The sequence below is a fragment of the Phycicoccus sp. Soil803 genome (assembly GCF_001429685.1).
Lineage (GTDB): Bacteria > Actinomycetota > Actinomycetes > Actinomycetales > Dermatophilaceae > Pedococcus.
This window is the reverse complement of sequence record NZ_LMST01000001.1, coordinates 3,495,733-3,519,633: the sequence shown is the minus strand read 5'-3', so window position 1 is coordinate 3,519,633 and position 23,901 is coordinate 3,495,733. Positions and strand designations below refer to the sequence as shown.

General features: G+C 70.9%; 20 protein-coding genes. 9 read left to right on the top strand and 11 right to left on the bottom strand.

Annotation, left to right across the window (positions count from 1 at the left end; all coding sequences use genetic code 11):
• Positions 1–37: 37 nt before the first annotated feature.
• Complete coding sequence (locus tag ASG95_RS16315; protein WP_057378141.1) at positions 38–1,762, top strand: ABC-F family ATP-binding cassette domain-containing protein; 1,725 nt, start codon at positions 38–40, stop codon at positions 1,760–1,762.
• A 93-nt stretch (positions 1,763–1,855) separates the two neighbouring features.
• Positions 1,856–7,648: a pullulanase-type alpha-1,6-glucosidase gene (gene pulA / locus ASG95_RS16310; RefSeq protein WP_057378140.1), complete on the top strand. Its 5,793-nt coding sequence runs from the start codon at positions 1,856–1,858 to the stop codon at positions 7,646–7,648.
• Between the two features lie 31 nt (positions 7,649–7,679).
• On the opposite strand, the gene ASG95_RS16305 is transcribed toward pulA, so the two are convergent.
• Complete coding sequence (locus ASG95_RS16305; RefSeq protein WP_057378139.1) at positions 7,680–8,183, bottom strand: MarR family winged helix-turn-helix transcriptional regulator; 504 nt, start codon at positions 8,181–8,183, stop codon at positions 7,680–7,682.
• Positions 8,184–8,260: 77 nt separating this feature from the next.
• Between ASG95_RS16305 and ASG95_RS16300 the strand changes: the two genes are divergently transcribed.
• Complete coding sequence (locus tag ASG95_RS16300) at positions 8,261–9,493, top strand: MFS transporter (protein WP_057378138.1); 1,233 nt, start codon at positions 8,261–8,263, stop codon at positions 9,491–9,493.
• Positions 9,494–9,516: 23 nt separating this feature from the next.
• Here ASG95_RS16300 and ASG95_RS16295 read toward each other — a convergent pair whose 3' ends face one another.
• Both ASG95_RS16295 and ASG95_RS16290 read right to left on the bottom strand, forming a co-directional pair.
• The gene (locus ASG95_RS16295; RefSeq protein ID WP_057378137.1) at positions 9,517–10,800 is read right to left on the bottom strand and encodes an MFS transporter; all 1,284 of its coding nucleotides are present in this window, start codon (positions 10,798–10,800) and stop codon (positions 9,517–9,519) included.
• Positions 10,797–11,408, bottom strand: coding sequence for a helix-turn-helix domain-containing protein (locus tag ASG95_RS16290; RefSeq protein WP_157582187.1), 612 nt, complete (start codon positions 11,406–11,408; stop codon positions 10,797–10,799). Before ASG95_RS16290 ends, ASG95_RS16295 begins: the two co-directional genes overlap by 4 nt.
• Positions 11,409–11,678: 270 nt before the next feature.
• Here ASG95_RS16290 and rplM point away from each other — a divergent pair, with 270 nt between their 5' ends.
• From rplM to glmM, 3 genes are all read left to right on the top strand, one after another.
• Positions 11,679–12,122, top strand: coding sequence for a 50S ribosomal protein L13 (gene rplM, locus ASG95_RS16285; protein WP_056923968.1), 444 nt, complete (start codon positions 11,679–11,681; stop codon positions 12,120–12,122).
• 9 nt (positions 12,123–12,131) lie between these two features.
• Complete coding sequence (gene rpsI, locus ASG95_RS16280; RefSeq protein ID WP_056923967.1) at positions 12,132–12,638, top strand: 30S ribosomal protein S9; 507 nt, start codon at positions 12,132–12,134, stop codon at positions 12,636–12,638.
• Between the two features lie 148 nt (positions 12,639–12,786).
• On the top strand, positions 12,787–14,142 hold the full coding sequence (gene glmM / locus ASG95_RS16275) for a phosphoglucosamine mutase (protein ID WP_057378136.1): 1,356 nt from the start codon (positions 12,787–12,789) through the stop codon (positions 14,140–14,142).
• A 177-nt stretch (positions 14,143–14,319) separates the two neighbouring features.
• Here the strand turns inward: glmM and lhgO are convergent, their stop codons facing one another.
• Positions 14,320–15,564, bottom strand: a complete 1,245-nt coding sequence (gene lhgO / locus ASG95_RS16270) for an L-2-hydroxyglutarate oxidase (protein WP_057378953.1) — start codon at positions 15,562–15,564, stop codon at positions 14,320–14,322.
• A 129-nt stretch (positions 15,565–15,693) separates the two neighbouring features.
• Here lhgO and ASG95_RS16265 point away from each other — a divergent pair, with 129 nt between their 5' ends.
• The gene (locus ASG95_RS16265; protein WP_056924248.1) at positions 15,694–16,116 is read left to right on the top strand and encodes an Ohr family peroxiredoxin; all 423 of its coding nucleotides are present in this window, start codon (positions 15,694–15,696) and stop codon (positions 16,114–16,116) included.
• Positions 16,117–16,210: 94 nt separating this feature from the next.
• On the opposite strand, the gene ASG95_RS16260 is transcribed toward ASG95_RS16265, so the two are convergent.
• From ASG95_RS16260 to glpX, 4 genes are read right to left on the bottom strand one after another with little or no spacing between them, the layout of a single operon-like run.
• Positions 16,211–16,729 carry a carbonic anhydrase gene (locus tag ASG95_RS16260; protein ID WP_056923965.1) on the bottom strand — a complete coding sequence of 173 codons (519 nt, stop codon included), beginning with the start codon at positions 16,727–16,729 and terminating at the stop codon, positions 16,211–16,213.
• Between the two features lie 14 nt (positions 16,730–16,743).
• Positions 16,744–18,423, bottom strand: a complete 1,680-nt coding sequence (locus tag ASG95_RS16255) for a fumarate hydratase (protein ID WP_057378135.1) — start codon at positions 18,421–18,423, stop codon at positions 16,744–16,746.
• Positions 18,424–18,473: 50 nt separating this feature from the next.
• Entirely contained in the window at positions 18,474–19,388 is a 915-nt protein-coding gene (locus ASG95_RS16250; protein ID WP_056923963.1) for a carbohydrate kinase, read from the bottom strand.
• The gene (gene glpX, locus ASG95_RS16245; RefSeq protein ID WP_057378134.1) at positions 19,385–20,431 is read right to left on the bottom strand and encodes a class II fructose-bisphosphatase; all 1,047 of its coding nucleotides are present in this window, start codon (positions 20,429–20,431) and stop codon (positions 19,385–19,387) included. Before glpX ends, ASG95_RS16250 begins: the two co-directional genes overlap by 4 nt.
• 97 nt (positions 20,432–20,528) lie before the next feature.
• Here glpX and ASG95_RS16240 point away from each other — a divergent pair, with 97 nt between their 5' ends.
• On the top strand, positions 20,529–21,086 hold the full coding sequence (locus ASG95_RS16240; RefSeq protein ID WP_235543936.1) for a DUF4245 domain-containing protein: 558 nt from the start codon (positions 20,529–20,531) through the stop codon (positions 21,084–21,086).
• A 41-nt stretch (positions 21,087–21,127) separates the two neighbouring features.
• On the opposite strand, the gene ASG95_RS16235 is transcribed toward ASG95_RS16240, so the two are convergent.
• The 3 genes from ASG95_RS16235 to ASG95_RS16225 are packed head-to-tail and all read right to left on the bottom strand — an operon-like array spanning position 21,128 to position 23,400.
• Entirely contained in the window at positions 21,128–21,394 is a 267-nt protein-coding gene (locus ASG95_RS16235) for an exodeoxyribonuclease VII small subunit (RefSeq protein ID WP_056923960.1), read from the bottom strand.
• Between the two features lie 11 nt (positions 21,395–21,405).
• Complete coding sequence (gene xseA / locus ASG95_RS16230; RefSeq protein ID WP_057378132.1) at positions 21,406–22,668, bottom strand: exodeoxyribonuclease VII large subunit; 1,263 nt, start codon at positions 22,666–22,668, stop codon at positions 21,406–21,408.
• Positions 22,669–22,677: 9 nt separating this feature from the next.
• A complete protein-coding gene (locus ASG95_RS16225; RefSeq protein WP_057378131.1) occupies positions 22,678–23,400 on the bottom strand; it encodes a TetR/AcrR family transcriptional regulator in 723 nt (240 codons plus the stop codon).
• 111 nt (positions 23,401–23,511) lie between these two features.
• Here ASG95_RS16225 and ASG95_RS16220 point away from each other — a divergent pair, with 111 nt between their 5' ends.
• A complete protein-coding gene (locus tag ASG95_RS16220) occupies positions 23,512–23,880 on the top strand; it encodes a DoxX family protein (RefSeq protein WP_057378130.1) in 369 nt (122 codons plus the stop codon).
• Positions 23,881–23,901 lie beyond the last annotated feature (21 nt).

Here is a 23,901-nt window from a genome sequence, read left to right as displayed (position 1 = left end):
ATGACGGGCGGGGGTCGCGTGCAGCACCCTTGACCCCGTGGGACACCTCGACATCAACACCGTGAGCTTCGTGCTGCCGGACGGCCGGCCCCTGCTGAGCGAGGTCTCCCTCCGCGTGGGTGAGGGCGCCAAGGTGGCCCTCATCGGTCCCAACGGCACGGGTAAGACGACGCTGGGCCGGATCATCGCCGGTGACCTCGTGGCCCACGAGGGCGCGGTGACGCGCTCGGGCGGCCTCGGGGTGATGCGGCAGTTCGTGGGCTCGGTGCGCGACGACTCGACCGTGCGCGACCTGCTGCTGTCGGTCGCGCCGGAGCCGGTGCGCGAGGCCGCCGCCGAGATCGACCGCACCGAGATGCTGATGATGGAACGCGACAGCGAGGCCGACCAGATGGCCTACGCGCACGCCCTCGTCGCGTGGGGCGACGTGGGTGGCTACGACTACGAGACCCTGTGGGACGTCTGCACCGTGGCAGCCCTCGGTATGCCGTTCGACAAGGCCCAGTGGCGCAAGGTCACCACCCTGTCGGGCGGGGAGCAGAAGCGGGTCGTCCTCGAGGCGTTGCTGCGCGGGCCCGAGGAGGTGCTGCTGCTCGACGAGCCGGACAACTACCTCGACGTGCCGGCCAAGCGGTGGCTCGAGGAGCAGCTCATCGCCTCGCCGAAGACGGTGCTGTTCGTCAGCCACGACCGGGAGCTGCTCAACCGGGTCGCGACGCGGGTCGCCACCCTCGAACCCGGGGGTGCCGGCTCGACCCTGTGGGTCCACCCGGGGCGGTTCGTGACCTACCACCAGGCCCGGGAGGACCGGAACTCCCGCCTCGAGGAGCTGCGCCGGCGCTGGGACGAGGAGCACCAGAAGATCAAGGACCTGGTGCAGATGCTCAAGGTCAAGGCCAAGTACAACGACGGCATGGCGCCCCGCTACCACGCTGCCCAGACCCGCCTGCGCAAGTTCGAGGAGGCCGGCCCACCGCAGGAGACGCCGTTGCGGCAGAACGTGAACATGCGGCTCAAGGGTGGTCGCACCGCCAAGCGCGCCGTCATCGCCGAGCGGCTCGAGCTGAAGGCGGGGGCACCTCCCGATGGCACGCTTTCTCCCGCCATGGGGGGCCTCATGAAGCCGTTCGACCTCGAGATCTGGTTCGGGGAGCGGGTCGCGGTCCTCGGCAGCAACGGCTCGGGCAAGTCGCACTTCCTGCGCCTCGTGGCGGCCGGTGGGAGCGACCCCGACGCCGAGCACCGCCCGGTCGGCGACCTCCAGCCGGTCTCGGTGACCCACACCGGTCGGCTGCGACTGGGGTCGAGGGTGCGGCCGGGCTGGTTCGCCCAGACGCACGAGCAGCCCGCCCTCGTCGGCCGCACGCTCCTCGAGATCCTGCACCGGGGCGACGAGCACCGCGCCGGACGGCCCCGCGAGGAGGCCGCCCGGGTCTTGGACCGCTACGGCCTGGCGCGGGCCAGCGAGCAGACCTTCGACTCGCTCTCCGGTGGCCAGCAGGCACGGTTCCAGATCCTGCTGCTCGAGCTGTCGGGTGCGACCTGCCTGCTGCTCGACGAACCCACCGACAACCTCGACCTGCACTCGGCCGAGGCGCTCGAGGAGGGCCTCGAGGCGTTCGAGGGCACCGTCATCGCAGTGACCCACGACCGGTGGTTCGCGCGGGGCTTCGACCGGTTCCTGGTGTTCGGGTCGGACGGCCGGGTCTACGAGTCGGACGAGCCGGTCTGGGACGAGGGCCGGGTGGCCCGCGCCCGCTGAGCCGGACCCGTCGTTCTCGGCGAGCGCTGCGGGCCGGGCGGGAATACATTGCCTTGGTTCCCCCGAACTCCCGTTGACCAGGACGGTGCTGTCATGGCGCGTACCAAGACCCTTCTTGCTGCCCTCAGCAGCGCTGCCGTCATCTTCGCCGGGGTGGGGGTGCCGTTGGCGGCCGGTCCCGCGTCCGCCGCGGACCCGGTGCCCCGGACGGCCACGCTGGCCGGCTCGTTGCAGAGCGAGCTCGGCTGCCCCGGTGACTGGGCTCCGGACTGCACGACGACGGACCTGACGCAGGTGGGCAACACCACGGCATACGCGAAGGTCTTCGACGTGCCCGCGGGCTCGTACGAGTTCAAGGTGGTCATCAACCACTCCTGGGACGAGAACTACGGTGCGGGTGGGGCGAAGAACGGCGGCAACATCCCGCTGGTCCTCAAGGGTCCGGCGCGCATCGAGTTCTCCTACGACGACGTCAGCCACCAGGTGGGCATGCGACCGGTCCAGCTGTCGGGGCCGGCCACCAGTGCCGACCAGGCGTATGCCGCGGACTCGTTGCGCGAGCCGCTCACCAAGGAGCGGTACTACTTCGTCATGGCGGACCGGTTCGCGAACGGGGACCCGACCAACGACAAGGGTGGGCTGACCGGCGACAAGTTCCAGACCGGCTACGACCCGACGAACAGCGGGTACTACCACGGTGGTGACCTCAAGGGGATCCAGTCGAAGCTCGACTACATCAAGGGTCTGGGCACCACGGCCATCTGGCTCACGCCGTCGTTCAAGAACCGTCCGGTGCAGGGCGCGCCGCCGAACGACAGTGCCGGCTACCACGGGTACTGGATCACCGACTTCACCCAGGTCGACCCGCACCTCGGCACCAACGCCGACCTCACGGCCCTGATCTCGGCAGCCCATGCGAAGGGGATGAAGGTCTTCTTCGACATCATCACCAACCACACGGCGGACGTCATCAACTACTCCGAGGGCCAGTACTCCTACATCGACAAGGCGACCTCTCCCTACAAGGACGCCGATGGGAACGTCTTCGACGACAAGGCGTATGCCGGCAAACCCGGCTTCCCGGCCCTGGACCCGAACACCTCGTTCCCGTACCACCCGGTCTTCAACACCCCCGCCGACGCGACGGTGAAGGTGCCGGCGTGGCTGAACGACCGGACCAACTACCACAACCGGGGCGACTCCACCTTCGCCGGTGAGTCCTCGGAGTACGGCGACTTCGTGGGGCTCGACGACCTGTTCACCGAGCAGGCCGACGTCGAGCAGGGCATGGAGGACATCTACAAGGCGTGGGTGGACTTCGGCGTCGACGGCTTCCGGATCGACACCGTGAAGCACGTCAACATGGAGTTCTGGCAGAAGTTCAGCCCGGCGATGCTGGAGCAGGCCAGGAAGGACGGCAACGACGACTTCTTCATGTTCGGCGAGGTCTTCGACTCGCGGCCGTCCTACATGTCGACCTTCACGACCACCGGCAAGCTCCCGGCCACGCTCGACTTCGGCTTCCAGGCGCAGTCGGTCAACTGGGTGCAGGGCAAGTCGGGGACCGACCTGCGCGACCTCTATGCCGACGACGACTACTACACCGACACCGACTCCAACGCCTACGAGCTGCCGACCTTCACGGGCAACCACGACATGGGTCGGGTCGCCATGCTCCTCAAGGGTCCCAGCGCGGACGCCGCAGACCTCATGCGTCGCGTCAAGCTGGTCGACTCGTTGATGTTCCTCACCCGGGGCCAGCCGATCACCTACTACGGCGACGAGCAGGGCTTCATGGGCTCCGGTGGCGACAAGGCGGCCCGGCAGGACATGTTCGCCACCCAGGTCCCCACCTACGCGAGCGAGCAGGTGCTGGGCGGGGAGCCGGGCGCCAAGGAGCGGTTCGACACCAGCGCGCCGCTCTACCAGCACATCAAGGAGCTGTCCGCGGTCCGGGCGGCCAACCCCGCCCTCGCCGACGGTGCGCAGGTGCACCGCTACGCCAGCAGCAACGCGGGCCTGTTCGCCTTCTCCCGCATCGACAAGGACCAGCGCGTCGAGTACGTCGTCGCCCTGAACAACGCGACGACGGCCAAGTCCGCGACCTTCGCGACGTACGGCCACAACCAGACGTTCGCGCCCGTCTACGGCACCACGTCGTCGGTGCGCTCGGCCAAGGACGGCCGCCTCGCCGTCACCCTCCCGGCGCAGTCGGTCTCGGTGTGGAAGGCCACGAGCCCGATGGACAAGCCCAAGTCGGCGCCCGCGGTCTACCTGACCTCGCCGGGTGCCGGTGACGTCGTCGGCGGCCGTGCCGAGATCGGCGCGGGCATCGCGGACAACACGTTCGCGCAGGTCTCCTTCCTCGCCCGCCCCGTGGGGACGACCGCGTGGCAGGAGCTGGGCACCGACGACAACGCGCCCTACCGCGTCTTCCACGACGTCAGCGACCCGACGGCCTGGCCCAAGGGCACGCTGGTGGAGTACCGCGCGGTGGCCAAGGACTCGGTGGGCCACCTCTCGGCGTCGTCGAGCTACGGCATCGTGGGCGACCCGAAGGCCGCCGGCGGCGGTGGCAACGTCGGGCCGGTCACCCAGCCGGATGCAGCCAGCGTCCCCGGTGACCACAACTCCGAGATGGGGTGTGCCGCGGACTGGTCGCCGGACTGCCCGCAGGCCCAGCTCGCGCTCGACCCCAAGGACCAGATCTGGAAGGGCACCTACACCACCCTCCCGGTCAAGACCTATGCCTACAAGGTCGCGATCAACAAGTCCTGGGACGAGAACTACGGGGCCGGAGGAGTGCCGGGGGGTGACAACATCGGCTACACGCCGCCCGCCACCGGCGTGACGTTCTACTACGACCACGGCACGCACTACGTGACCTCGGACGCCCAGGGTCCGATCGTCACCGCGCCCGGGTCGTTCCAGTCCGAGCTGGGCTGCCCGGCCGACTGGAGCCCGGACTGCATGCGACCGTGGCTGCAGGACCCCAACGGCGACGGCATCTACACCTGGTCTAGTGACCAGGTGCCGGCCGGCACCTACGAGTTCAAGATCACCCACGGCCTGAGCTGGGACGTGAACTTCGGCGCCGGTGGCGCGCCGGGTGGTGGCAACATCTCGCTGACCGTGCCGGCCGACGGCATGGTGGTCTCGATCTCCTACGACATCAGCACGCACGTCGCGACGGCCAAGGCGGCCAGGGCTGGGGCTGCCCCCGACCTGACCAAGCAGCGGGCGGGCTGGGTCGGCAAGGACCTCATCGCCGTGCCTGCCGGCATGGTCCCCGAAGGCGCCAACCCCGCGCTGCTGCGCTGGCGGCTGGCCTGGTCGGCGACCGGTGGGCTCAGTGTCGACGCGGAGGACATCGTCGGCGGCTCGTCGGCCCCGCTGACGTGGGACCCGCGGGGACTGTCGGCCGCGGTGGTCGCCGCCCATCCAGAGCTCGCCGGCTACCTCGCGCTGCGGCTCGATGACAAGACCGCCAAGCAGGTGCCCGAGATCCTGCAGGGACAGGTCGCGGTCGGGGTCTTCGACTCCCTCAACCGGGTCATCGACGCCACGGGTGTGCAGATCGCCTACGTCCTCGACGACCTGTATGCCGCGGACGCGGGCAAGCGCGTCTACGGCGTCACCTTCGCGGGGCGCTCGCCGGCCTACCGGATCTGGGCGCCCACGGCACAGCGGGTGGACCTGCTCACCTGGGCCCCTGGCGCGGCCGCCGATGCGCCGGCCAGCGCCGCGACCCGGACCCACCTGGCGCGCGGGTCCGACGGCTCGTGGTCGGGGTCTGCAGGGGTGCGCAACGCGCGCTACCTCTACGAGGTGACCGTCTACGTCCCCAGCACCGGAAAGGTCGAGACGACGCAGGTGACCGACCCCTACTCGGTCGCCCTGACCCTCGACTCGACCCGGTCGGTGGCCGTCGACCTCAGCGACGCGGCATACCAACCCGCGTCGTGGCGCACGGCCAAGGCGCCGGCGCTGGCCAAGGACGTCGACTCGACCATCTACGAGCTGCACGTCCGTGACTTCTCGGTCAACGACCCGACGGTGAGCGCCGAGAACCGCGGCTCCTACCTGGCCTTCGCGGAGAACGGCAACGGCACCAAGCACCTCAAGGCGCTCGCGGCCGCGGGGCTCAACACGGTGCACCTGCTGCCGACCTTCGACATCGCGTCGATCCCCGAGGACCCGGCCAACCAGCAGACCCCGGGCTGTGACCTCAAGTCCTACCCGCCGGACAGCGACCAGCAGCAGGCGTGCATCGACGCCATCCGCGCCAAGGACGCCTTCAACTGGGGTTACGACCCGTGGCACTGGATGGCACCCGAGGGCTCCTACGCCTCGACGGCAGCCAAGGCCGACGGGGGAGCGCGGGTCGCGGAGTTCCGGACCATGGTCGGGGCGCTCCACCAGGACGGGCTGCGCGTCGTCCTCGACCAGGTGTTCAACCACACCCCCACCTCGGGGCAGGCGCAGACCAGCGTGCTCGACAAGGTCGTGCCGGGCTACTACCAGCGCCTCAACGCCAGTGGTGCCGTCGAGACGTCGACCTGCTGCCAGAACGTCGCGACCGAGCACGCCATGGCCCAGAAGGCGATGGTCGACGCGGTCGTGCTGTGGGCCCGGGACTACAAGGTCGACGGCTTCCGGTTCGACCTGATGGGGCACCACAGCAAGGCCAACATGCTGGCCGTCCGGGCTGCCCTCGACCAGCTCACGCTGAGCAAGGACGGCGTCGACGGCAAGTCCGTCTACGTCTACGGCGAGGGCTGGAACTTCGGCGAGGTCGCGAACAACGCGCGGTTCGTGCAGGCCACCCAGGGCCAGCTCGGCGGCACCGGGATCGGGACGTTCTCGGACCGGTTGCGTGACGCCGTGCGGGGTGGCGGACCGTTCGACGACAACCCGCGGGTCCAGGGGTTCGGCAGCGGTGAGGCCACCGACCCCAACGGCGACCTCGGGGCGAACCCGGATGTGGCGACCCGGCTCAAGCACGACACCGATCTCGTCGAGCTCGGTCTGGCCGGCAACCTGAGGTCATTCTCGTTGCGGCTCAACGAGAATGGCTCCGTGGTGACCGGCAAGGACGTGGACTACAACGGCCAGCCGGCGGGCTATGCCGACCAGCCGGACGAGGTGATCACCTACGTCGACGCCCACGACAACGAGGCGCTGTTCGACAGCCTGACCTACAAGCTGCCGGTGGCGACCTCGATGAGCGACCGGGTGCGGATGAACACGCTCTCGCTCTCGACGACCGCCCTCGCCCAGACTCCGTCGTTCTGGCACGCCGGCGCAGACCTGCTCCGGTCGAAGTCACTGGACCGCAACAGCTATGACAGCTCGGACTGGTTCAACACGCTCGACTGGACCGGCGCCGACAACGGCTTCGGCCACGGGCTGCCGCTCAAGGGCGACAACGAGTCGAAGTGGTCGTTCCAGAAGCCGTTGCTGGCCAACCCGGCGCTCAAGCCGGCAGCAGCAGACGTGCAGAGCGCCACGGCGCAGGCCCAGGACCTGCTGCGGCTGCGGTTCTCCACCCGGCTGTTCCGGCTGGGCAGTGCCTCGGCGATCAACGCCAAGGTCTCCTTCCCGGCCAGCGGCACGGCCGACGCCCACCCCGGGGTGATCGCCATGCGGATCGACGACACCAAGGGCGCGGACGTCGACCCGCAGCTCAAGGGCCTGGTCGTGGTCTTCAACGCGTCGCCGACGGCCGTGACGCAGAAGGTGCCCGGCCTGGCCGGCGCCACCCTGGCTCTGTCGCCGGTGCAGCAGCAGGGCTCGGACGCCGTCGTCAAGACGTCGACGTGGAACGCGGCCGCGGGCACCGCGACCGTGCCGCCGAGGACCGTGGCGGTCTTCCTCCAGCCCTGACGACTCGGGACCTGGCCCCGACTCGCCGGGGTCAGGTCTCGAGGCCGAGGACGATGCGGCGCAGGAGGGCGTTGAGCTGGACCTTCTCGGCCTCGCTCAGCACCCCCAGGGTCTGCTTCTCGCGGACCACGGCCAGCTCGAGGGCCTGCTTCCACACGGCCCGTCCGGCCTGGGTGGGCCGGACGATGATCCGTCGCCGGTCGAGGGGGTCGCTCTCGCGGGTGACGTAGGCCAGCTCGACCAGCCGGTCGAGCCGCGAGGTCATCGCAGCGCGAGTGACGTGGCACGCCTCGGCGAGCTGGGCGGGGGTCGTCTCGTTGGGCTCGGGCTGGATGAGCAGGGTGTGGAGGGTGTCGTACTCGGCCGGCCCCAGCCCGAGCTCACCGAAAGCCGTGGCGTTGGCGCGCTTCACGTGCCGGTTGATCGCCCCGATCCGCACGAGGGCGCCCTCGACCTCGGGGTCGAACCCCCGGAAGGTCCGCCGCCAGCGCTCGACGTGCTGGTCCACCCAGTCCTGCTCCTGCTGCTCGGCCATGGGACCAGTGTGGCAGATCTGGATACCGTCTGAGAGTTAGATGGCAGATAGTTAGACGATGTACTAATATCTCTCGCATGACCTCCAGTCCAGCCCCCAGCGGATTCCGCCTCCTGGCCGTCGGCCAGGGCCTGTCGTGGTTCGGCGACGCGTTCGCGCCGATCGCCCTGGCCGTCGCCGTCCTCGCCGGCGGGGGCAGCGCCAGCGAGCTCGGTCTCGTCCTCGCAGCCACCATGGCGGCCCGCCTGGCGGGGACGCTCGTGGGCGGCGTCTGGGCCGACCGGGCGTCGCCGGGAGGGATCATGGTCGCCAGCGACGTCGTGCGGGCCCTGAGCGCCCTCGGCACCGCCGGCTACTTCGCGACCGGCCAGGACAGCGTGCCGCTGCTCTGCGGGCTGGCGGCCGTGACCGGTGGTGCCGCCGCCTTCTTCGGGCCGGCCTTCGTCTCGCTACGCCCGCTGCTGGTGGCGGCGGACCGGCGGCACGCGGCGAACGCCACCCTCAACATCCTCCAGAACTCCGCCTTCATCCTCGGCCCCGCCGCGGCCGGCGTGTTCGTCGCGTGGGCCGGCGCCCCCTGGGCCTTCGTGGTCAACGCCGCCTCCTTCCTCGTGTCGGCGGGCACGGTGGCAGCCATCCGCGTCGACGCCCCGCGCGCCGCGCGCGTGGGCCTGCTCGCGGAGCTCCGGGAGGGGTGGCACGAGGTCACCAGCCGCAGCTGGTTGCTGGCCGGCCTGCTGGCCGCCACGGCATACCACGCAGCCTTTGGGGCGGTGACCGTGCTGGTCGACGTCATCGCGGTGCGCGACCTGGGCGGCCCCACCGCCCTCGGGTGGATCTCCGCGGCCTCCGGCGCCGGGGGGCTGGTGGGTGGCCTGCTGGCGCTGCGTGTGCCGCCGAGTCGCCCGCTCTTCGTCGGCTGGCCCTGCGTGGCGCTGATGTCGCTGTTCGCGGCGGCGTTCGCGTGGCCGGGCCACCTGGCCGTGGTCATCGGCGCGGCGGTGGTCGCCTTCGGTGGGCTGATGTACTTCTCGGTCTGCTGGGACACCGCGCTGCAGGACGGTGTACCGCACTCGGTGCTGGCGCGGGTGTCGTCGTGGGACATCCTGACGTCGTTCGTCGCGATCCCGGCCGGCAACGCCCTCGCCGGACCGCTGGCGCACACCTACGGGACCGGTCGGGTGATCCTGGTGGCCGCCGTCGTGATGGCGCTCGCGTCGTTCGCACCGATGCTGGTCCGCGGGTCGCGCGAGCTGCGCCGGACGACGAGTGTCCCCGCGCCCGAGCCGGCCCTCGCGACCCTCGGTTGAGGCCGTCCACCCACGCGACGGAGCTAGGCGGTGGTGGCGTCCTCGACCTCGAGCTCGTCGACCGGCTCGAGCCGGCCACGGCGCCAGGCTGGGAGGAAGCAGACGAAGCCCACGGTGCTGACGGCACCGGCGACGACCATCGCGGTCGCGATCGAGGTGTGGGCCGCCAGCAGACCCAGGAGGGGGCCGGCCACCGCGCCACCGGCCTGCATGACCAGGGAGCCCAGCGAGAGGATCGTCGCGCGGTTCCGCGCACTCGCCTCGCGGTGCATCAGGCCCATGTAGGCGGGGCTCGCGGCGCCGTGCAGCGAGTAGGTCACGAGGTAGGCCGCGATGAGCGCGGCGGGTCCGAGGACCAGGCCCATCGCCACGACGCCGAGGCCGTTGAGCACCCGACCCAGCACAGCGGCCTGCACCAGCCCGAAGCGGTCGGCCGCGCGGCCACCGAGCCACGAGCCGACCGAGAACAGCGCCCAGCCGCCGGCCGCAGCCGGGCCCATCCAGGCGCCGGCCTCGGCCTCCGAGCCGAGCAGGTCGGACAGGCGCAGGGGCATCAGCGTCTCGTAGGCCATCATCCCGATGACCCAGAACAGCTCGACGGCGACCAACCCGGCCAGCACGCGGTTGCGCGTCACGAGGCGGATCCCGTCGCGCACCACCACCGGGGTCTCGCGCACGGAGTCGGCCAGCCGGGCCCGCATCCGGTCGTCACTGCGCGGGGTCTCGCGCAGGAGCGCGATGGTCGCGACGAGGTGCACGACGCACAGCGCCACGAAGACCTGGATCGGCAGGAGCAGGGCGCTCGAGTCACGGAACGGGTGCCAGGCCACGAGCCCACCGGACACCAGGGCGCCCCCACCCATGCCGACGCCGACCAGCACGCCCTGCGCCGACATGGCGCGGTGGACGTCGGCGCCGGGCTCGCGCTCGTGCACGGTGTCGACGTACCACGCCTCCAGGGGGCCGGAGTCCAGCGCCCGGTAGACCCCCATCAGGCCCGCGGACAGGGCGAACTGCCAGAACGACTGGGCGAAGAGGAAGGCCACGCCCGCCGCGATGTTGACCACCCCGGCGAGCAGCAACAGCGGACGCCGCCCCAGTGCGTCGGCGAACCCGCTGGTCGGCAGCTCGAGCAGGAAGACCATGATCCCCTGCGCGGTCATGTAGAGGGTGATCTGCTGGATCGTGAGGCCGCGCTCGCGGGCCACGAGGGTGAAGATGCCGACGACGAAGCCGACCGGGAGCCAGCGGGTCGTGCTGAGGGTGAGGAAGACCCGCTTGGCCGCAGTGGGGGAGAGGCTGCTCATGACACGTCCTTGCCGGTCGGGACCCGGTCGAGGTCGAGTGGGTATGCCGCGTAGTAGACGGCGAGGCGGCGTGCCTTCGGGTTGCCCTGCCCGACCCGTCGGTACCTCAGGAGGAGCTCGTCGAGCTCGGCCTTGAGCTGCTCGACCTGCTCCGGGGTGGCGACCACGAAGTTGTCGCTCATGCCGGCGGCGTCGCGCCACTCCAGCGGCCAGGTCTCCTGCACGTCGAGCCACTGCTCGAACTTCTCGGAGAAGTGGCGGGCGTAGTCGCGGACCAGCCAGTTGAGCGCCGTCTCGGAGTCCTCATCGCCGGCGAAGTCGCTGGCCTCCCAGGTGTGGAAGTCGGTGGCCGCCTGCCAGAGCCGGCGCTTGCCCTCGCCCTCGCCGTTGTCCGAGACCAGCCCCACCGACTCGAGCTTGCGCAGGTGGTAGGAGGTCGCCCCGGAGTTGGTCGAGAGTCGCGCGGCCAGTGCTGTGGCGGTCGCGGGCCCGTCGACGCGCAGGGCGCTGAGCAGCCTGGAGCGCAGGGGGTGGGCCAGGACCTTGAGGGCGGCGGCGTCGAGGCGCAGGCCCGTCATGTCGCCGATCTGGGTACGAGAAGTGGCCATGCGTGCACAATACCTTTGCACACTTCGTTTGCACAAGTATTTTGCACAGGAAATGTGCACGTGCATCACCGCAGGTCAGGGCCTGTTTGAGGCGGCCTCAACGGCGATTTGGGTGCACAGCGCGTTGCCCGTAAACTTGAGCACTGTTGTGCCGTGCGCCCTCGTAAGGCGACACCACCGATCCGCCCGGCGGATCGTGCGCCTCGGGCGCACGCGGCATACCGAACCATCGCATTTCCTCATGTAATTCCGATGTAAAGGTTCAGAACTTTGCGCACCTTCACCCCGAAGCCGGCCGAGGTCACTCGCACCTGGCACGTCATCGACGCCACGGACGTTGTCCTGGGTCGCCTGGCGAGCCAGACCGCGATCCTCCTGCGCGGCAAGCACAAGACCACGTTCGCCCCGCACGTCGACGGTGGCGACTTCGTCATCATCATCAACGCCGAGAAGGTCGCCCTCACCGGCGCCAAGCTCGAGCAGAAGAAGGCCTACCGCCACTCCGGTTTCCCGGGCGGCCTCAAGAGCACCTCCTACACCGAGCTGCTCGCCAAGAGCCCGGCGAAGGCCGTGGAGAAGGCCGTTCGCGGCATGCTCCCGCACACCACGCTCGGTCGTGAGCAGCTGACCCACCTCAAGGTCTACGCCGGCTCCGAGCACCCGCACAGCGCCCAGAAGCCCGTCCCGTTCGAGATCACCCAGGTCTCCCAGTAAGGATTTCTTGTGACTGACATCAACACTGAGACCCCTGTCGAGGGTGACGAGGTCGAGCTGACCGAGTACACCTCCGAGTCCGAGGGCCCTGTCTCCTCCGACGAGCCCGCGCGTCGCGCCAGTGCCACCGTGCCCGGCGCCGCGACCGGTCGACGCAAGCAGGCCATCGCCCGCGTGCGCATCGTCCCCGGCAACGGCGAGTGGAAGATCAACGGGCGCACGCTCGAGCAGTACTTCCCGAACAAGGTGCACCAGCAGATCGTCAACGAGCCGTTCACGCTGCTCGAGCTCGACGGTGCCTACGACGTGCTCGTGCGCGTCCACGGTGGTGGCCCCTCCGGCCAGGCCGGTGCGGTCCGCCTCGGCGTCGCCCGCTCCCTCAACGGGATCGACGAGGAGCTGAACCGTCCGGCCCTCAAGAAGGCCGGCTTCCTCACCCGTGACGCCCGCGTCCCGGAGCGCAAGAAGGCTGGTCTCAAGAAGGCCCGCAAGGCTCCGCAGTACAGCAAGCGCTGATCTGCCCCTGCAGTACCCGTCCGGAGGCGGCGCCCAACTCGGGTGCCGCCTCCGGCGTCTTTGGGGGTAGGTTCACGCCAGATGCCCGTGCGCCCGGCCCTGCCCACGCGGCGGCCGTCCGCGCACCTGATCGAAAGGCTTCCTCTTCATGCCCACCACGGCACGACTCTTCGGTACCGACGGGGTTCGCGGGCTCGCGAACGTCGACATCACGGCCGAGCTGGCGCTGCGGCTCAGCGTGGCTGCCGCCCACGTCCTCGGTGACGACGCGCGTCGAGCCGGGCGCCGCCCGAAGGCCGTCGTCGGTCGGGACCCTCGCGCCTCGGGAGAGTTCCTCTCGGCCGCCGTGATCGCCGGCCTGGCCTCGGCGGGTGTCGACGTCTACCACGCCAACGTCCTCCCGACCCCGGCGATCGCCTTCCTCACCGATGACACCCACGCGGACTTCGGCGTGATGCTCTCGGCGTCGCACAACGCCATGCCGGACAACGGGATCAAGTTCTTCGCTGCCGGTGGGCACAAGCTCGACGACCGGATCGAGGACGAGATCGCCGCCCGCCTCGACCAGGACTGGGAGCGCCCGACCGGCCCCGACGTGGGCCGGGTCGTGACGATGCCCGACGGCCACACGCGCTACATCTCCCACCTGCTCACCGTCCTGCCCAACCGTCTCAACGGCATCAAGGTCGTCATCGACGGCGCCCACGGTGCAGCCAGCCAGGTCTCGCCGGAGGTGTTCCGGCTGGCCGGCGCCGAGGTCTACGAGATCGGCACCGAGCCCGACGGCCTCAACATCAACGACGGCTACGGCTCGACGCACCTCGACCACCTCAAGGCTGCCGTCGTGGCCCGCGGCGCCGACCTCGGCATCGCCCACGACGGTGACGCCGACCGCTGCCTCGCGATCGACCACACCGGCACCGAGGTCGACGGCGACCAGATCATGGCGATCCTCGCCGTGTCGCTGAAGTCCCGCGGCGCGCTGGCCCAGGACACCCTCGTGGCGACGGTCATGAGCAACCTCGGCCTGCTGCAGGCGATGGAGCGCGAGAGCATCGCGGTGCGACAGACCGCGGTCGGCGACCGTTACGTCCTCGAGGACATGCGCGCGTCCTCCTACTCGCTCGGCGGCGAGCAGAGCGGGCACGTGATCTTCCTCGACCACGGCACCACCGGCGACGGCGTGCTCACCGGCCTGATGCTCGCCGCCCGCGTCGCCGAGACCGGAAAGCCCCTGGCGGAGCTGGCCACCGTGATGCGCCGGCTGCCCCAGGTCCTCATCAACGTCAAGGGCGTGGACAAGGCCCGGGTCGAGACGGACGACGAGCTCCAGGCGGCCGTCAAGGCCGAGGAGGAGGCGCTCGCCGGCAGCGGCCGCGTGCTGCTGCGCAAGTCCGGCACCGAGCCGGTCGTCCGCGTCATGGTCGAGGCCGCCGAGCAGGAGCAGGCCCAGGCCGTCGCCGACCGCCTGGTCGACGTCGTCAAGGCGCGCCTCTCGCTCTGACCGCCCCGCCACGCAGAGGCGGGGTATGCCGCGTGGTCACCACCCGGCATACCTCACCTGCCACAGCTTTATCGGGTCATGGGGGAACGTTGACCTTCGCTCGACTTCGGTTCTGGGGTGAAGGTCAAGCTTCTTGCTTGACCCGATAAAGTTGGGCGGGGAGGAAGTTGTTGCGGCTCAGGCGGATTCGTCGAGCAGGCGCACGATGTGGCGGGCGGTCTCGAAGGCGCTCGTGGCGGCCGGGGACGGCGCGTTGAGGACGTGGACCACCGACCCGGCGCGCTCGATCAGGAAGTCGTCGACCAACGAACCGTCGGCCCGCAGGGCCTGGGCGCGCACCCCGGCCGCGGCCGGCACGAGGTCGTCGTCACGCAGCTCGGGCACCAGCCGGCGCAGGCTCGCCCCGAAGCGGTGTCGGGACAGGGAGCGCGCCACCTCGGCGGCCCCGGCCCGGTGGTGCCGGGCCACGAGTCGCCAGAAGCCCGGGTGGGTCAGGGTCTCGCGCAGGTCGGGCCAGCGCACGGTGCGCCAGTCGTACCCCTCGCGGGCCAGGGCCAGCACCGCGTTGGGGCCGGCGTGGACGTGCCCGTCGGTGCCGCGGGTGAGGTGGACGCCGAGGAACGGGAAGTCGGGGTCGGGCACGGGGTAGACCAGGTGCCTGACCAGGTGGGTCGCCTCGGGACGCAGCTCGAAGTACTCGCCCCGGAAGGGGACGATCCGCGCCGAGGGCCGGTGGCCGAGCCGTCGCGCCACCAGGTCGGCCTGCAGGCCCGCGCACGAGACGACCAGGTCGGCCCGCAGGTCGCCGCGGCTGGTCCGCACGACGATGCCCCCGGCTCCCCGAGCGCCCACGACACCTCCCACGACACCGCCCAGGCCCGCGCCGCTGCCCAGGCCCAGGACCTCGGTGTCGAGCAGCAGGGTGGCACCGGCTCGCTCGAGTCGGCGCACCAGCGCCGCGCACACGGCGGGGTAGTCGATGATTCCGGTCTCGGGGACGTGCAGTGCGGCGAGGGCGTCGACGTGGGGTTCGTGCGCGCGGGCCTCGTCGCGGGTGAGCCGGGTGACGGCGAGTCCGTGGGCCAGGCCGCGCTGGTGCAACCGGTCGAGTCCGGGCAGCTCGTCGGCCCTGGTCGCCACGACGAGCTTGCCGCAGATCTCGTGGGGGATGCCCTCCTCCCGGGCGAAGGTGGTGAGCGAGGCCGCCCCGGCGCGGCAGAAGGCTGCCTTGAGCGAGCCCGGCGGGTAGTAGAGGCCCGAGTGGATGACCCCGCTGTTGCGGCCGGTCTGGTGGGTGGCCCAGGTCGACTCCTTCTCGACCACGGTGACGTCGGCACCGGGATGCTCGCGGCACAGCCGTTCGGCCACGGTGAGCCCGATGATCCCGCCGCCGATGACGAGGTGGCGCACCGGTGTCGGCATCGTCACAGCCTAGGACGAGCGGGTGATGGGGCCGTTCTGGAATCACGGATGCACCGCCCCCGTTGTCCTGAGCGGCATCCGCCCCGAGGATGTCCTCATCCGTCGCCCCACCGAATGCGAGCCCCGCTGATGCCCCACGAGTCCCTGACCGAACCGCTCTACTCGATCGCCGCCACCGCCCAGGGTGGCCGGGCCGGGCACGTCACGAGCGCGGACGGCGTCGTCCACCTCAAGCTCGGCAAGCCCGGCAGCAAGGCCAACCCCAAGGCCAACCCCGAGACCCTCTTCGCCGCCGGGTATGCCGCCTGCTTCGGCAACGCCCTCAACTCGGTGGCCACGGCGATGGGGCTGGACACCTCCGACTCCACCGTCACGGCCACGGTGACCCTCGGGAAGACCGACACGGGTGTCGGTCTCGCGGTCGCGCTGGTCGCGGAGGTGCCCGGCCTCGACCGCGGCACCGCCCAGCAGCTGGTCGACGCGGCGCACGAGCGGTGCCCCTACTCCAAGGCGACCCGCGGCAACATCGACGTCACCGTCGCCCTCGCCTGACGGCGTAGACCGCCGACGCGCCCACGACGCGACGCGGGGTATGCCGGGTGGTCACCACCCGGCATACCCCGCGTCTGCGTCGGCGCGCGGCCGCTCAGACCAGCTGCTCGAGCAGCCCCGTGTCGACGTCGTAGATGAACCCGCCGACCGGGACCTGGTCGCCGATCAGTGGGTGCGAGCGCACGGCTCGCACGTCGGCCATCAGGGCCTCGCGCTGGTTGTCGATGACGTGGAACCCCTGCCACGACGCGTCCTGGCCGGCCGAGGCGCCGACCCGCTCGCGCAGCTCGGCCTCGGTGTTGCTCGCCATGGCGCAGCGGGTGTGGGGCACGATGAGGATCCGCTCGACCCCGAGCAGGTGCACGCCGAGGACCAGCGCCTCGAGGGCGTTGGCGGTCACGCGGCCACCGGGGTTGCGGAAGATCTTGGCATCGCCGGGCTTGAGCCCGAGCAGTCGCAGCGGGTCGATCCGGGAGTCCATGCACGTGACGATGGCGACGCCGGCGTGCGCGATGCCGTCGAAGCCACCCGTCGCGAAGTCGGTCGACGCATAGGTGCGGTTGGCGTCGAGCAAGTCGTCGAAATCGCCTGCGGTCGTTGGGTTCTCGCTCACAGCGTGGTCCTCGCTCACAGTAGTCCGGGGCGCTTGGGGATGGACATGGCCATCGGCTTGATCGTCGAGGCGAAGAAGTCGTTGCCCTTGTCGTCGACGACGATGAACGCCGGGAAGTCCTCGACCTCGATCTTCCAGACCGCCTCCATGCCGAGCTCGGGGTACTCGAGCACCTCGACCGACTTGATGCAGTCCTGCGCCAGCCGGGCCGCCGGACCGCCGATCGACCCGAGGTAGAAGCCGCCGTGGGTGTCGCAGGCGTCGGTGACCTGCTTGGAGCGGTTGCCCTTGGCGAGCATCACCATCGAGCCGCCGGCGGCCTGGAACTGGTCGACGTACGAGTCCATCCGACCAGCCGTGGTCGGGCCGAACGACCCGCTCGCGTAGCCCTCGGGCGTCTTGGCCGGACCGGCGTAGTAGACGGCGTGGTCCTTGAGGTACTGCGGCATGCCGTCGCCGGCGTCGAGCCGCTCCTTGATCTTGGCGTGCGCGATGTCGCGGGCGACCACCAGCGGTCCGGACAGCGACAGCCGGGTCTTCACCGGGTACTTGGTGAGCTCGGCGCGGATCTCGTCCATCGGCCGGTTGAGGTCGATGCGCACGACGTCGTCGCCCTCGTCCTCGAGGTGCTCGTCGGTGGTCTCGGGCAGGAACCGCGCCGGGTCCTTCTCGAGCACCTCGATGAAGACGCCCTCGGGAGTGATCTTGCCGAGCGCCTGCCGGTCGGCCGAGCACGAGACCGCGATCGCGATCGGCAGCGAGGCGCCGTGCCGGGAGAGACGGACCACCCGCACGTCGTGGCAGAAGTACTTGCCGCCGAACTGCGCCCCGATCCCGAAGTTGCGGGTCAGCTCGAGGACCTGCTCCTCCAGCTCGGTGTCGCGGAAGCCGTGTGCGGTGATCGACCCCTGGCGGGGCAGCTCGTCGAGGTACTTGGCCGACGCGTACTTCGCCGTCTTCAGGGCGAACTCGGCGCTGGTGCCGCCGATGACGATGGCCAGGTGGTAGGGCGGGCAGGCCGAGGTGCCGAGGCTGCGCAGCTTCTCGTCGAGGAAGGCCAGCATGCGCTCGGGGTTCAGGACCGCCTTGGTCTCCTGGTAGAGGAACGACTTGTTGGCGCTGCCGCCGCCCTTGGCCATGAAGAGGAACTTGTATGCCGTCTCGTGCCCCTCGGCGGTGTCGGCGTAGAGCTCGATCTGGGCCGGGAGGTTGGAGCCGGTGTTCTTCTCCTCCCAGGTCGTGATGGGGGCCATCTGCGAGTAGCGCAGGTTGAGCCGGGTGTACGCGTCGTAGACGCCCTCGGCGAGGGCCCGCTCGTCGGAGCCCGAGGTCAGGACCTGCTGGCCACGCTTGCCCATGATGATCGCGGTGCCGGTGTCCTGGCACATGGGCAGCACGCCGCCCGCCGCGATGTTGGCGTTCTTGAGCAGGTCGAGCGCCACGAACTTGTCGTTGTTGCTGGCCTCCGGGTCGTCGATGATCCGGCGGAGCTGGGCCAGGTGTGCCGGACGCAGGTAGTGCGCGATGTCGTGCATCGCCGTCTCGGTCAGCGTGCGCAGTGCCTCGGGCTCGACCTGGAGGAAGGTGCGGCCGCCGGGACCCTCGACCGTGGAGACGCCCTCGGTGGTCAGCAGCCGGTACTCGGTCTGGTCCGGACCGGTCGGCAGCAGGTCTTCGTACTCGAACTCGGCCATCGGCTCGTCGTGCTCCTGTCTTCGGGGCTACTGCTCTTACAGCTCGAGCTCTACAGCTCGTCCAGTGCGGGGGCGTACGCGCCGGCCCGGCCGACGGTCACAGCACTGGTGGCCAGGCCGCGCTCGACGGCGGGCCGGACCTCCTCCAGTGTCGCGGTGCGCAGCCGCTCGCGCGCACCCGGGTCACCCAGCAGTCCGGCGGCCACGAGTCCGGAGACCAGCCCGGCCATGAACGAGTCACCCGCCCCCACGGTGTCGACGACCTGCTCGGCCCGGGTGTCGGCGCGGGCGACCGTGTCGTCGCCGGACACCCGGTAGGCGACACCGTCGGCGCCGAGGGTCACCACGGCGATGCCGGCCCCGAGACCCACCCACGCCGCCATGACCTGCTCGGGTGACTGACCGGCATACAGGAGGGCGAGGTCGTCCTCGCTCGCCTTGACCACGTCGCTGAGGGCCACCAGCTCCTCGACCCGGGCTCGCACCGGGTCGAGGTCGCCCATGATGCTGGGGCGGATGTTGGGGTCGTAGGAGACCGTGCCCTGCGACCGCACGGCCTCGAGGGCCGCGGTGACGCTGGCCGCACCGGGGAGCAGGACCGTGGCGATCGACCCGGTGTGGACGTGCCCGGTGCCCTCGGGCAGCGCGATCGTCGGCAGGTTCCAGTGCAGGTCGAAGTCGTAGGACGCGGCGCCGGTGTCGTCGAGGGTCGCCACGGCGGTCGACGTCGGGTCGTCACCGAAGCTCTCCGGCAGGACGTGGACGCCGTGGTCGGCGAGGTGGGCGGAGATCCGCTCGCCCCGCTCGTCGCGGCCGAGCCAGCCCGCGAAGTCGACGTCGTGCCCCAGTCGCGCCAGGCCCATGGCCACGTTGGCCGGGCTCCCGCCGACGTGCTCGGTGCGCTCCCCGGACGGCTCGGCGACGATGTCGACCAGAGCCTCGCCGACGACGAGCAGGCGGGTCACGAGGCACCGCCCGGGCCGGCGCGGTCGAAGTCCACGGAGGAGTAGGCACGCAGCTTGGCCAGCTGGTGGTGGCTCTCGATGAGCCGGATCGTGCCCGACTTGGAGCGCATCACCAGGGAGTGGGTCGTGGCCCCTCCCGCGCGGTAGCGGACACCCTTGAGCAGCTCGCCGTCGGTGATGCCGGTGGCCACGAAGAAGCAGTTCTCGCCGGTGACGAGGTCGTCGGTCGACAGCACGCGGTCCAGGTCGTGCCCGGCGTCGAGGGCGCGCTGGCGCTCGTCGTCGTCCTGCGGCCACAGCCGACCCTGGATGACCCCGCCGAGGCACTTGATGGCGCAGGCGGTGATGATGCCCTCGGGGGTGCCGCCGATCCCCAGTAGCAGGTCGATGCCGGTGTCGTCGCGGGCCGCCATGATCGCGCCGGCGACGTCACCGTCGGAGATGAACCGCAGCCGCGCCCCGGCGTCGCGCACCTCGTCGGCGAGCTCCTGGTGTCGGGGGCGGTCGAGCATGACGACCGTGACGTCCTCGACCGTCTCCTTCTTGGCCTTGGCGATCCGCTTGATGTTCTCGGCAACGGGCAGGCGGATGTCGACGACGTCGGCCGCCTCCGGACCGGTCACGAGCTTGTCCATGTAGAAGACCGCGGACGGGTCGTACATGCTGCCGCGATCGGACACCGCGAGCACCGACACGGCGTTGGACTGTCCCTTCGCGGTCAGCGTCGTGCCGTCGATCGGGTCGACGGCGACGTCGCACTCCGGACCGTTGCCGTCGCCGACCTCCTCGCCGTTGTAGAGCATCGGGGCGTCGTCCTTCTCGCCCTCGCCGATGACGACGACACCCTTCATCGAGACCGTGCTGATCAGGGCGCGCATGGCCTCGACCGCGGCCCCATCGGCGCCGTTCTTGTCGCCCCGGCCGACCCAGCGGCCGCCGGCCATCGCGGCCGCCTCGGTCACCCGCACCAGCTCGAGGGCGAGGTTGCGGTCGGGCGCCTCGACGCCGACGCGCAAGGACGAGGGGAGGTGCTGCTCGGACATGCGATGGATCCTTCACGCGACGGCGGGTGAGCGCCCGAAGCCTATCGGTGGTGGGGGCGGTTGGCGCCGGGGTGCCCCGGTCGTGGACGATGGGAGCGTGAGCACGCCCGCCCCCCGCAGTTCCTACGCCAACGGCTCCGTGGCCAACATGGTCCGGTCGCTCGTGGTGATCGGCGTGATCGTGGCCGCCCTCATCGCCATCGTGCCCCGGGTCAACAGCGTCTCGCAGCCGCCCGTCGACGTGGCCGGGACCTCGGTCGAGATGGCGCGCACGAGCGGCTGGCCGATCGACCGGCCCGAGGCGCTGCCGGACGGGTGGAAGGCCACGAGCGTGCGCTACGTCCGCTCCACCGGTGGCCTGATGACCTGGCACGCCGGCTACCAGTCGCCGACCGGCAACTACGTCGCGATCGAGCAGACCAAGGACGCCACCGACGAGTGGGTGTCGGCGCAGACCAACCGCGCCGCCAAGACCGGTGAGGTGCAGGTGGCGGGCCAGACGTGGGGCACCTACGTCCGCAGCGGCAAGGTGCAGAACAGCCTCGTCCACCGCGCGGAGACCGCTTCCGAGCTCACGACGATCGTGACCGGCACCGGCACGTTCGACGAGCTGACGGCCTTCGCCGAGACGCTCCGTCCCGTCCCGACCAGCTGACCTGCGCAGGACCATCCGGGTCGGGCAGCCCCGGCCGGGCCTCAGTCCTCGGGGTCGTCCTGGGCGAGGGCGGCCTCGGCGCCGTCGAGCCAGGTGCTGCAGTGGGCCGCCAGCGCCTCGCCCCGCTGCCACAGGCGCATGCTCTCCTCGAGCCCGAGCTGGCCACCCTCGAGCTGGGCGACCACGCTGATCAGCTCGTCGCGGGCCTGCTCGTAGGACAGCTCCGCGATGTCGTCGAACGCGCCGTCCGTCTCGACGGTGCGGTCGGTCTCGACGGCGGGTGTCGCCTTCTCTGCTCCCTTGGCCATGGTGGAGGAGCCTAACCGGAGCTGCCGGGCAGGCCGACGACGCTCGCGGCGAAGTCGCCACGCGCCACGCGCACGCGGAGCACCTCGTCGACCGTCACGTCGGCCCGGTCCATGACGACCCGCCCGTCGCGGTGCTGCACGACGGCATACCCACGCTCGAGGGTGGACAACGGCGAGAGGGTGCTGACCTGCGCACGCAGGTGGGCGACCTGGTCGGCCGCCCGGTGGACCGAGGCGAGGACGCGACGGTGGGCCCGGTCGGTCAGGGCGTCGAGCTCCTGGCGACGGGCGTCGATCATCGCCGCCGGGCGGGCCATCACCGGGCGCGAGCGCAGCGCGATGAGGTGCCGTCGCTCGCTGGCGATCCGCGCGTGCAGCGCGCGCCGCCCTCGGTCGCGCGAGTGGCGTATGCCGTGCCGCTCGGCCTGCGCGTCGGGCACCACCCGCTTGCCCGCGTCGGTGGGCGTGGAGGCACGCCAGTCAGCCACGTGGTCGAGCAGGGGAGTGTCGACGTCGTGGCCGATCGCCGAGACGACGGGGGTGCGGGTGGCGGCGACCGCGCGCACCAGGGCCTCGTTGCTGAACGGGAGGAGGTCCTCGACCGAGCCGCCCCCACGCGCGATCACGATGACGTCGACGTCGGGCCGCCCGTCGAGCTCCTGGAGCGCGGCCATCACCTCCTGCACCGCGTTGCCGCCCTGCACGGCGACCTCACGGATCTCAAAGCGGACCGTGGGCCAGCGGCGACGGGCGTTCTCGACGACGTCCTTCTCCGCGGCCCCCGCCCGCCCACAGACCAGCCCGACGGTGCGGGGCAGGAACGGCAACGGCTTCTTGCGCTCGGGGTCGAACAGGCCCTCTGCGGCGAGGGTCCGCTTGAGGTGCTCGACCCGCGCGAGGAGCTCGCCCACGCCCACGGGCCGGATCTGGCGGGCGTCGAGCATCAACGAGCCACGCTGGGTCCAGAAGACCGGCTTGGCCTGGAGGACGACCCGCGCTCCCTGGGTCAGGGGCGTCGCCATCGCGTCGAGGGCGTTGACCTGGATCGCGACCGAGAGGGACATGTCGACATCGGGGTCGCGCAGGGTGAGGTAGGCGGTGCGCTGGCCGGGGCGGCGGGTGAGCTGGACGACCTGCCCCTCGACCCAGAGCACCGACATCTTCTCGACGTACTCGGCGATGCGCATGCTCAGCAGCCGCACCGGCCACGGCGACTCCGCCGAGGTGTCGGCGGCCTTCTCGGGCAGCGCCGGGCGCTGGTCTGGGCCGCTCACGCGTCCACTCTAGGAGGTGGGCCCGTCACCGGAGCGCGACCCACGACCTTGCCGCCGACGGGACGAGCGCAGCATGGCGCGCTGGAGACCGGCCGGCTCCGCTGCCGGCGGCAGCGCGGACGGTCTGTGGCGCCGGCCGTCGGGCCTGCTGCCGGCAGGGCGGCAGCCGTCGAGGAACAGCGCCACGTGGCGTCGCCAGGCGTCGGGCAGGTCGTCGCGGGTCGTCTCGATCACCCCCGCGAGGGCGAACGAAAGGATCGGCAGGTCCTCGGGGCTGAAGTCGTCGCGCAGCACCCCGGCCTCCTTCGCGCGCCGGATCACCTCGAGCACCTTGCGGTAGCTGCGCTCGCGGGCGCTGGTCCCGGTCCGACCCATCGGCATCGACGACTGGATGAGGTGGGCGAACCCGAGGTTCTCCGCCTGCAGGGCGCCCATCCGCTCCGCGAGCCCCGCGAACCCCTCCCACGGGTCGTCCTCCGCGAGGGCCTGGTCGGCGCTGGCGTCGTAGCGGTCGAAGGCGTCCTCGAAGGCCTCGCTGACCAGGGCGGCACGGTCGGGGAAGCGGCGGTAGAGCGTCGCGATCCCGACGCCGGCGCGGGCGGCGACCTCACTCAGCGGCGCGGACACCCCCTGCTCACCGAAGACCTGCTGGGCGGCGGCGAGGATCCGGCTCCGGTTGAGCTCGGCGTCCGCGCGCAGGTGTCGCGACTCGCACTCCGGTGTGCTCGGCATCGGCCCAGCATAGGTGGGCTCGAGGTAAGTGGAATACATCCTCCACATCGATGGTTTCCCGCACGGAGAGAGTGGAGGATGGCCTCCACTTCCGGGACCGTGAGGGAAACCATGAACACCGTGCTGTGGATCGTGCAGATCATCCTGGCCGTCGCCTTCGGAGTGGCCGGCGCGCTGAAGTCGACCCGGGGTCGCGCGCTGGAAGGCACGATGCCGTGGGTCGAGGATTTCTCCGACCGCGCCGTGCGGTTCATCGGCGTGATGGAGCTGCTCGGCGCGATCGGGCTGGTCCTCCCCGCCGCCACGGGGATCGCGGCCTGGCTGACGCCGCTGGCCGCGACGGGGCTCGTCGTGGTGCAGGTGCTGGCGGTGGTCACCCACCTGCGCCGCAAGGAGCCGCAGGTGGTGCCGGTCAACGTCGTCCTGGGGCTGCTCGCGGCGTTCGTGGCCTGGCAGCGCTTCGGGCCGCACTCCCTCTGAGCTGGCGCCCGGGGCGGGGTA

What these genes read in the sequence shown, in the direction of transcription:
- pulA (WP_057378140.1), top strand. Translation starts at nt 1,856, where the DNA reads ATGGCGCGTACCAAGACCCTTCTTGCTGCCCTCAGCAGCGCTGCCGTC.
- ASG95_RS16305 (WP_057378139.1), bottom strand. Translation starts at nt 8,183, where the DNA reads ATGGCCGAGCAGCAGGAGCAGGACTGGGTGGACCAGCACGTCGAGCGC.
- ASG95_RS16300 (WP_057378138.1), top strand. Translation starts at nt 8,261, where the DNA reads ATGACCTCCAGTCCAGCCCCCAGCGGATTCCGCCTCCTGGCCGTCGGC.
- ASG95_RS16295 (WP_057378137.1), bottom strand. Translation starts at nt 10,800, where the DNA reads ATGAGCAGCCTCTCCCCCACTGCGGCCAAGCGGGTCTTCCTCACCCTC.
- ASG95_RS16290 (WP_157582187.1), bottom strand. Translation starts at nt 11,408, where the DNA reads ATGGCCACTTCTCGTACCCAGATCGGCGACATGACGGGCCTGCGCCTC.
- glmM (WP_057378136.1), top strand. Translation starts at nt 12,787, where the DNA reads ATGCCCACCACGGCACGACTCTTCGGTACCGACGGGGTTCGCGGGCTC.
- lhgO (WP_057378953.1), bottom strand. Translation starts at nt 15,564, where the DNA reads ATGCCGACACCGGTGCGCCACCTCGTCATCGGCGGCGGGATCATCGGG.
- ASG95_RS16265 (WP_056924248.1), top strand. Translation starts at nt 15,694, where the DNA reads ATGCCCCACGAGTCCCTGACCGAACCGCTCTACTCGATCGCCGCCACC.
- ASG95_RS16255 (WP_057378135.1), bottom strand. Translation starts at nt 18,423, where the DNA reads ATGGCCGAGTTCGAGTACGAAGACCTGCTGCCGACCGGTCCGGACCAG.
- glpX (WP_057378134.1), bottom strand. Translation starts at nt 20,431, where the DNA reads ATGTCCGAGCAGCACCTCCCCTCGTCCTTGCGCGTCGGCGTCGAGGCG.
- ASG95_RS16235 (WP_056923960.1), bottom strand. Translation starts at nt 21,394, where the DNA reads ATGGCCAAGGGAGCAGAGAAGGCGACACCCGCCGTCGAGACCGACCGC.
- ASG95_RS16225 (WP_057378131.1), bottom strand. Translation starts at nt 23,400, where the DNA reads ATGCCGAGCACACCGGAGTGCGAGTCGCGACACCTGCGCGCGGACGCC.
- ASG95_RS16220 (WP_057378130.1), top strand. Translation starts at nt 23,512, where the DNA reads ATGAACACCGTGCTGTGGATCGTGCAGATCATCCTGGCCGTCGCCTTC.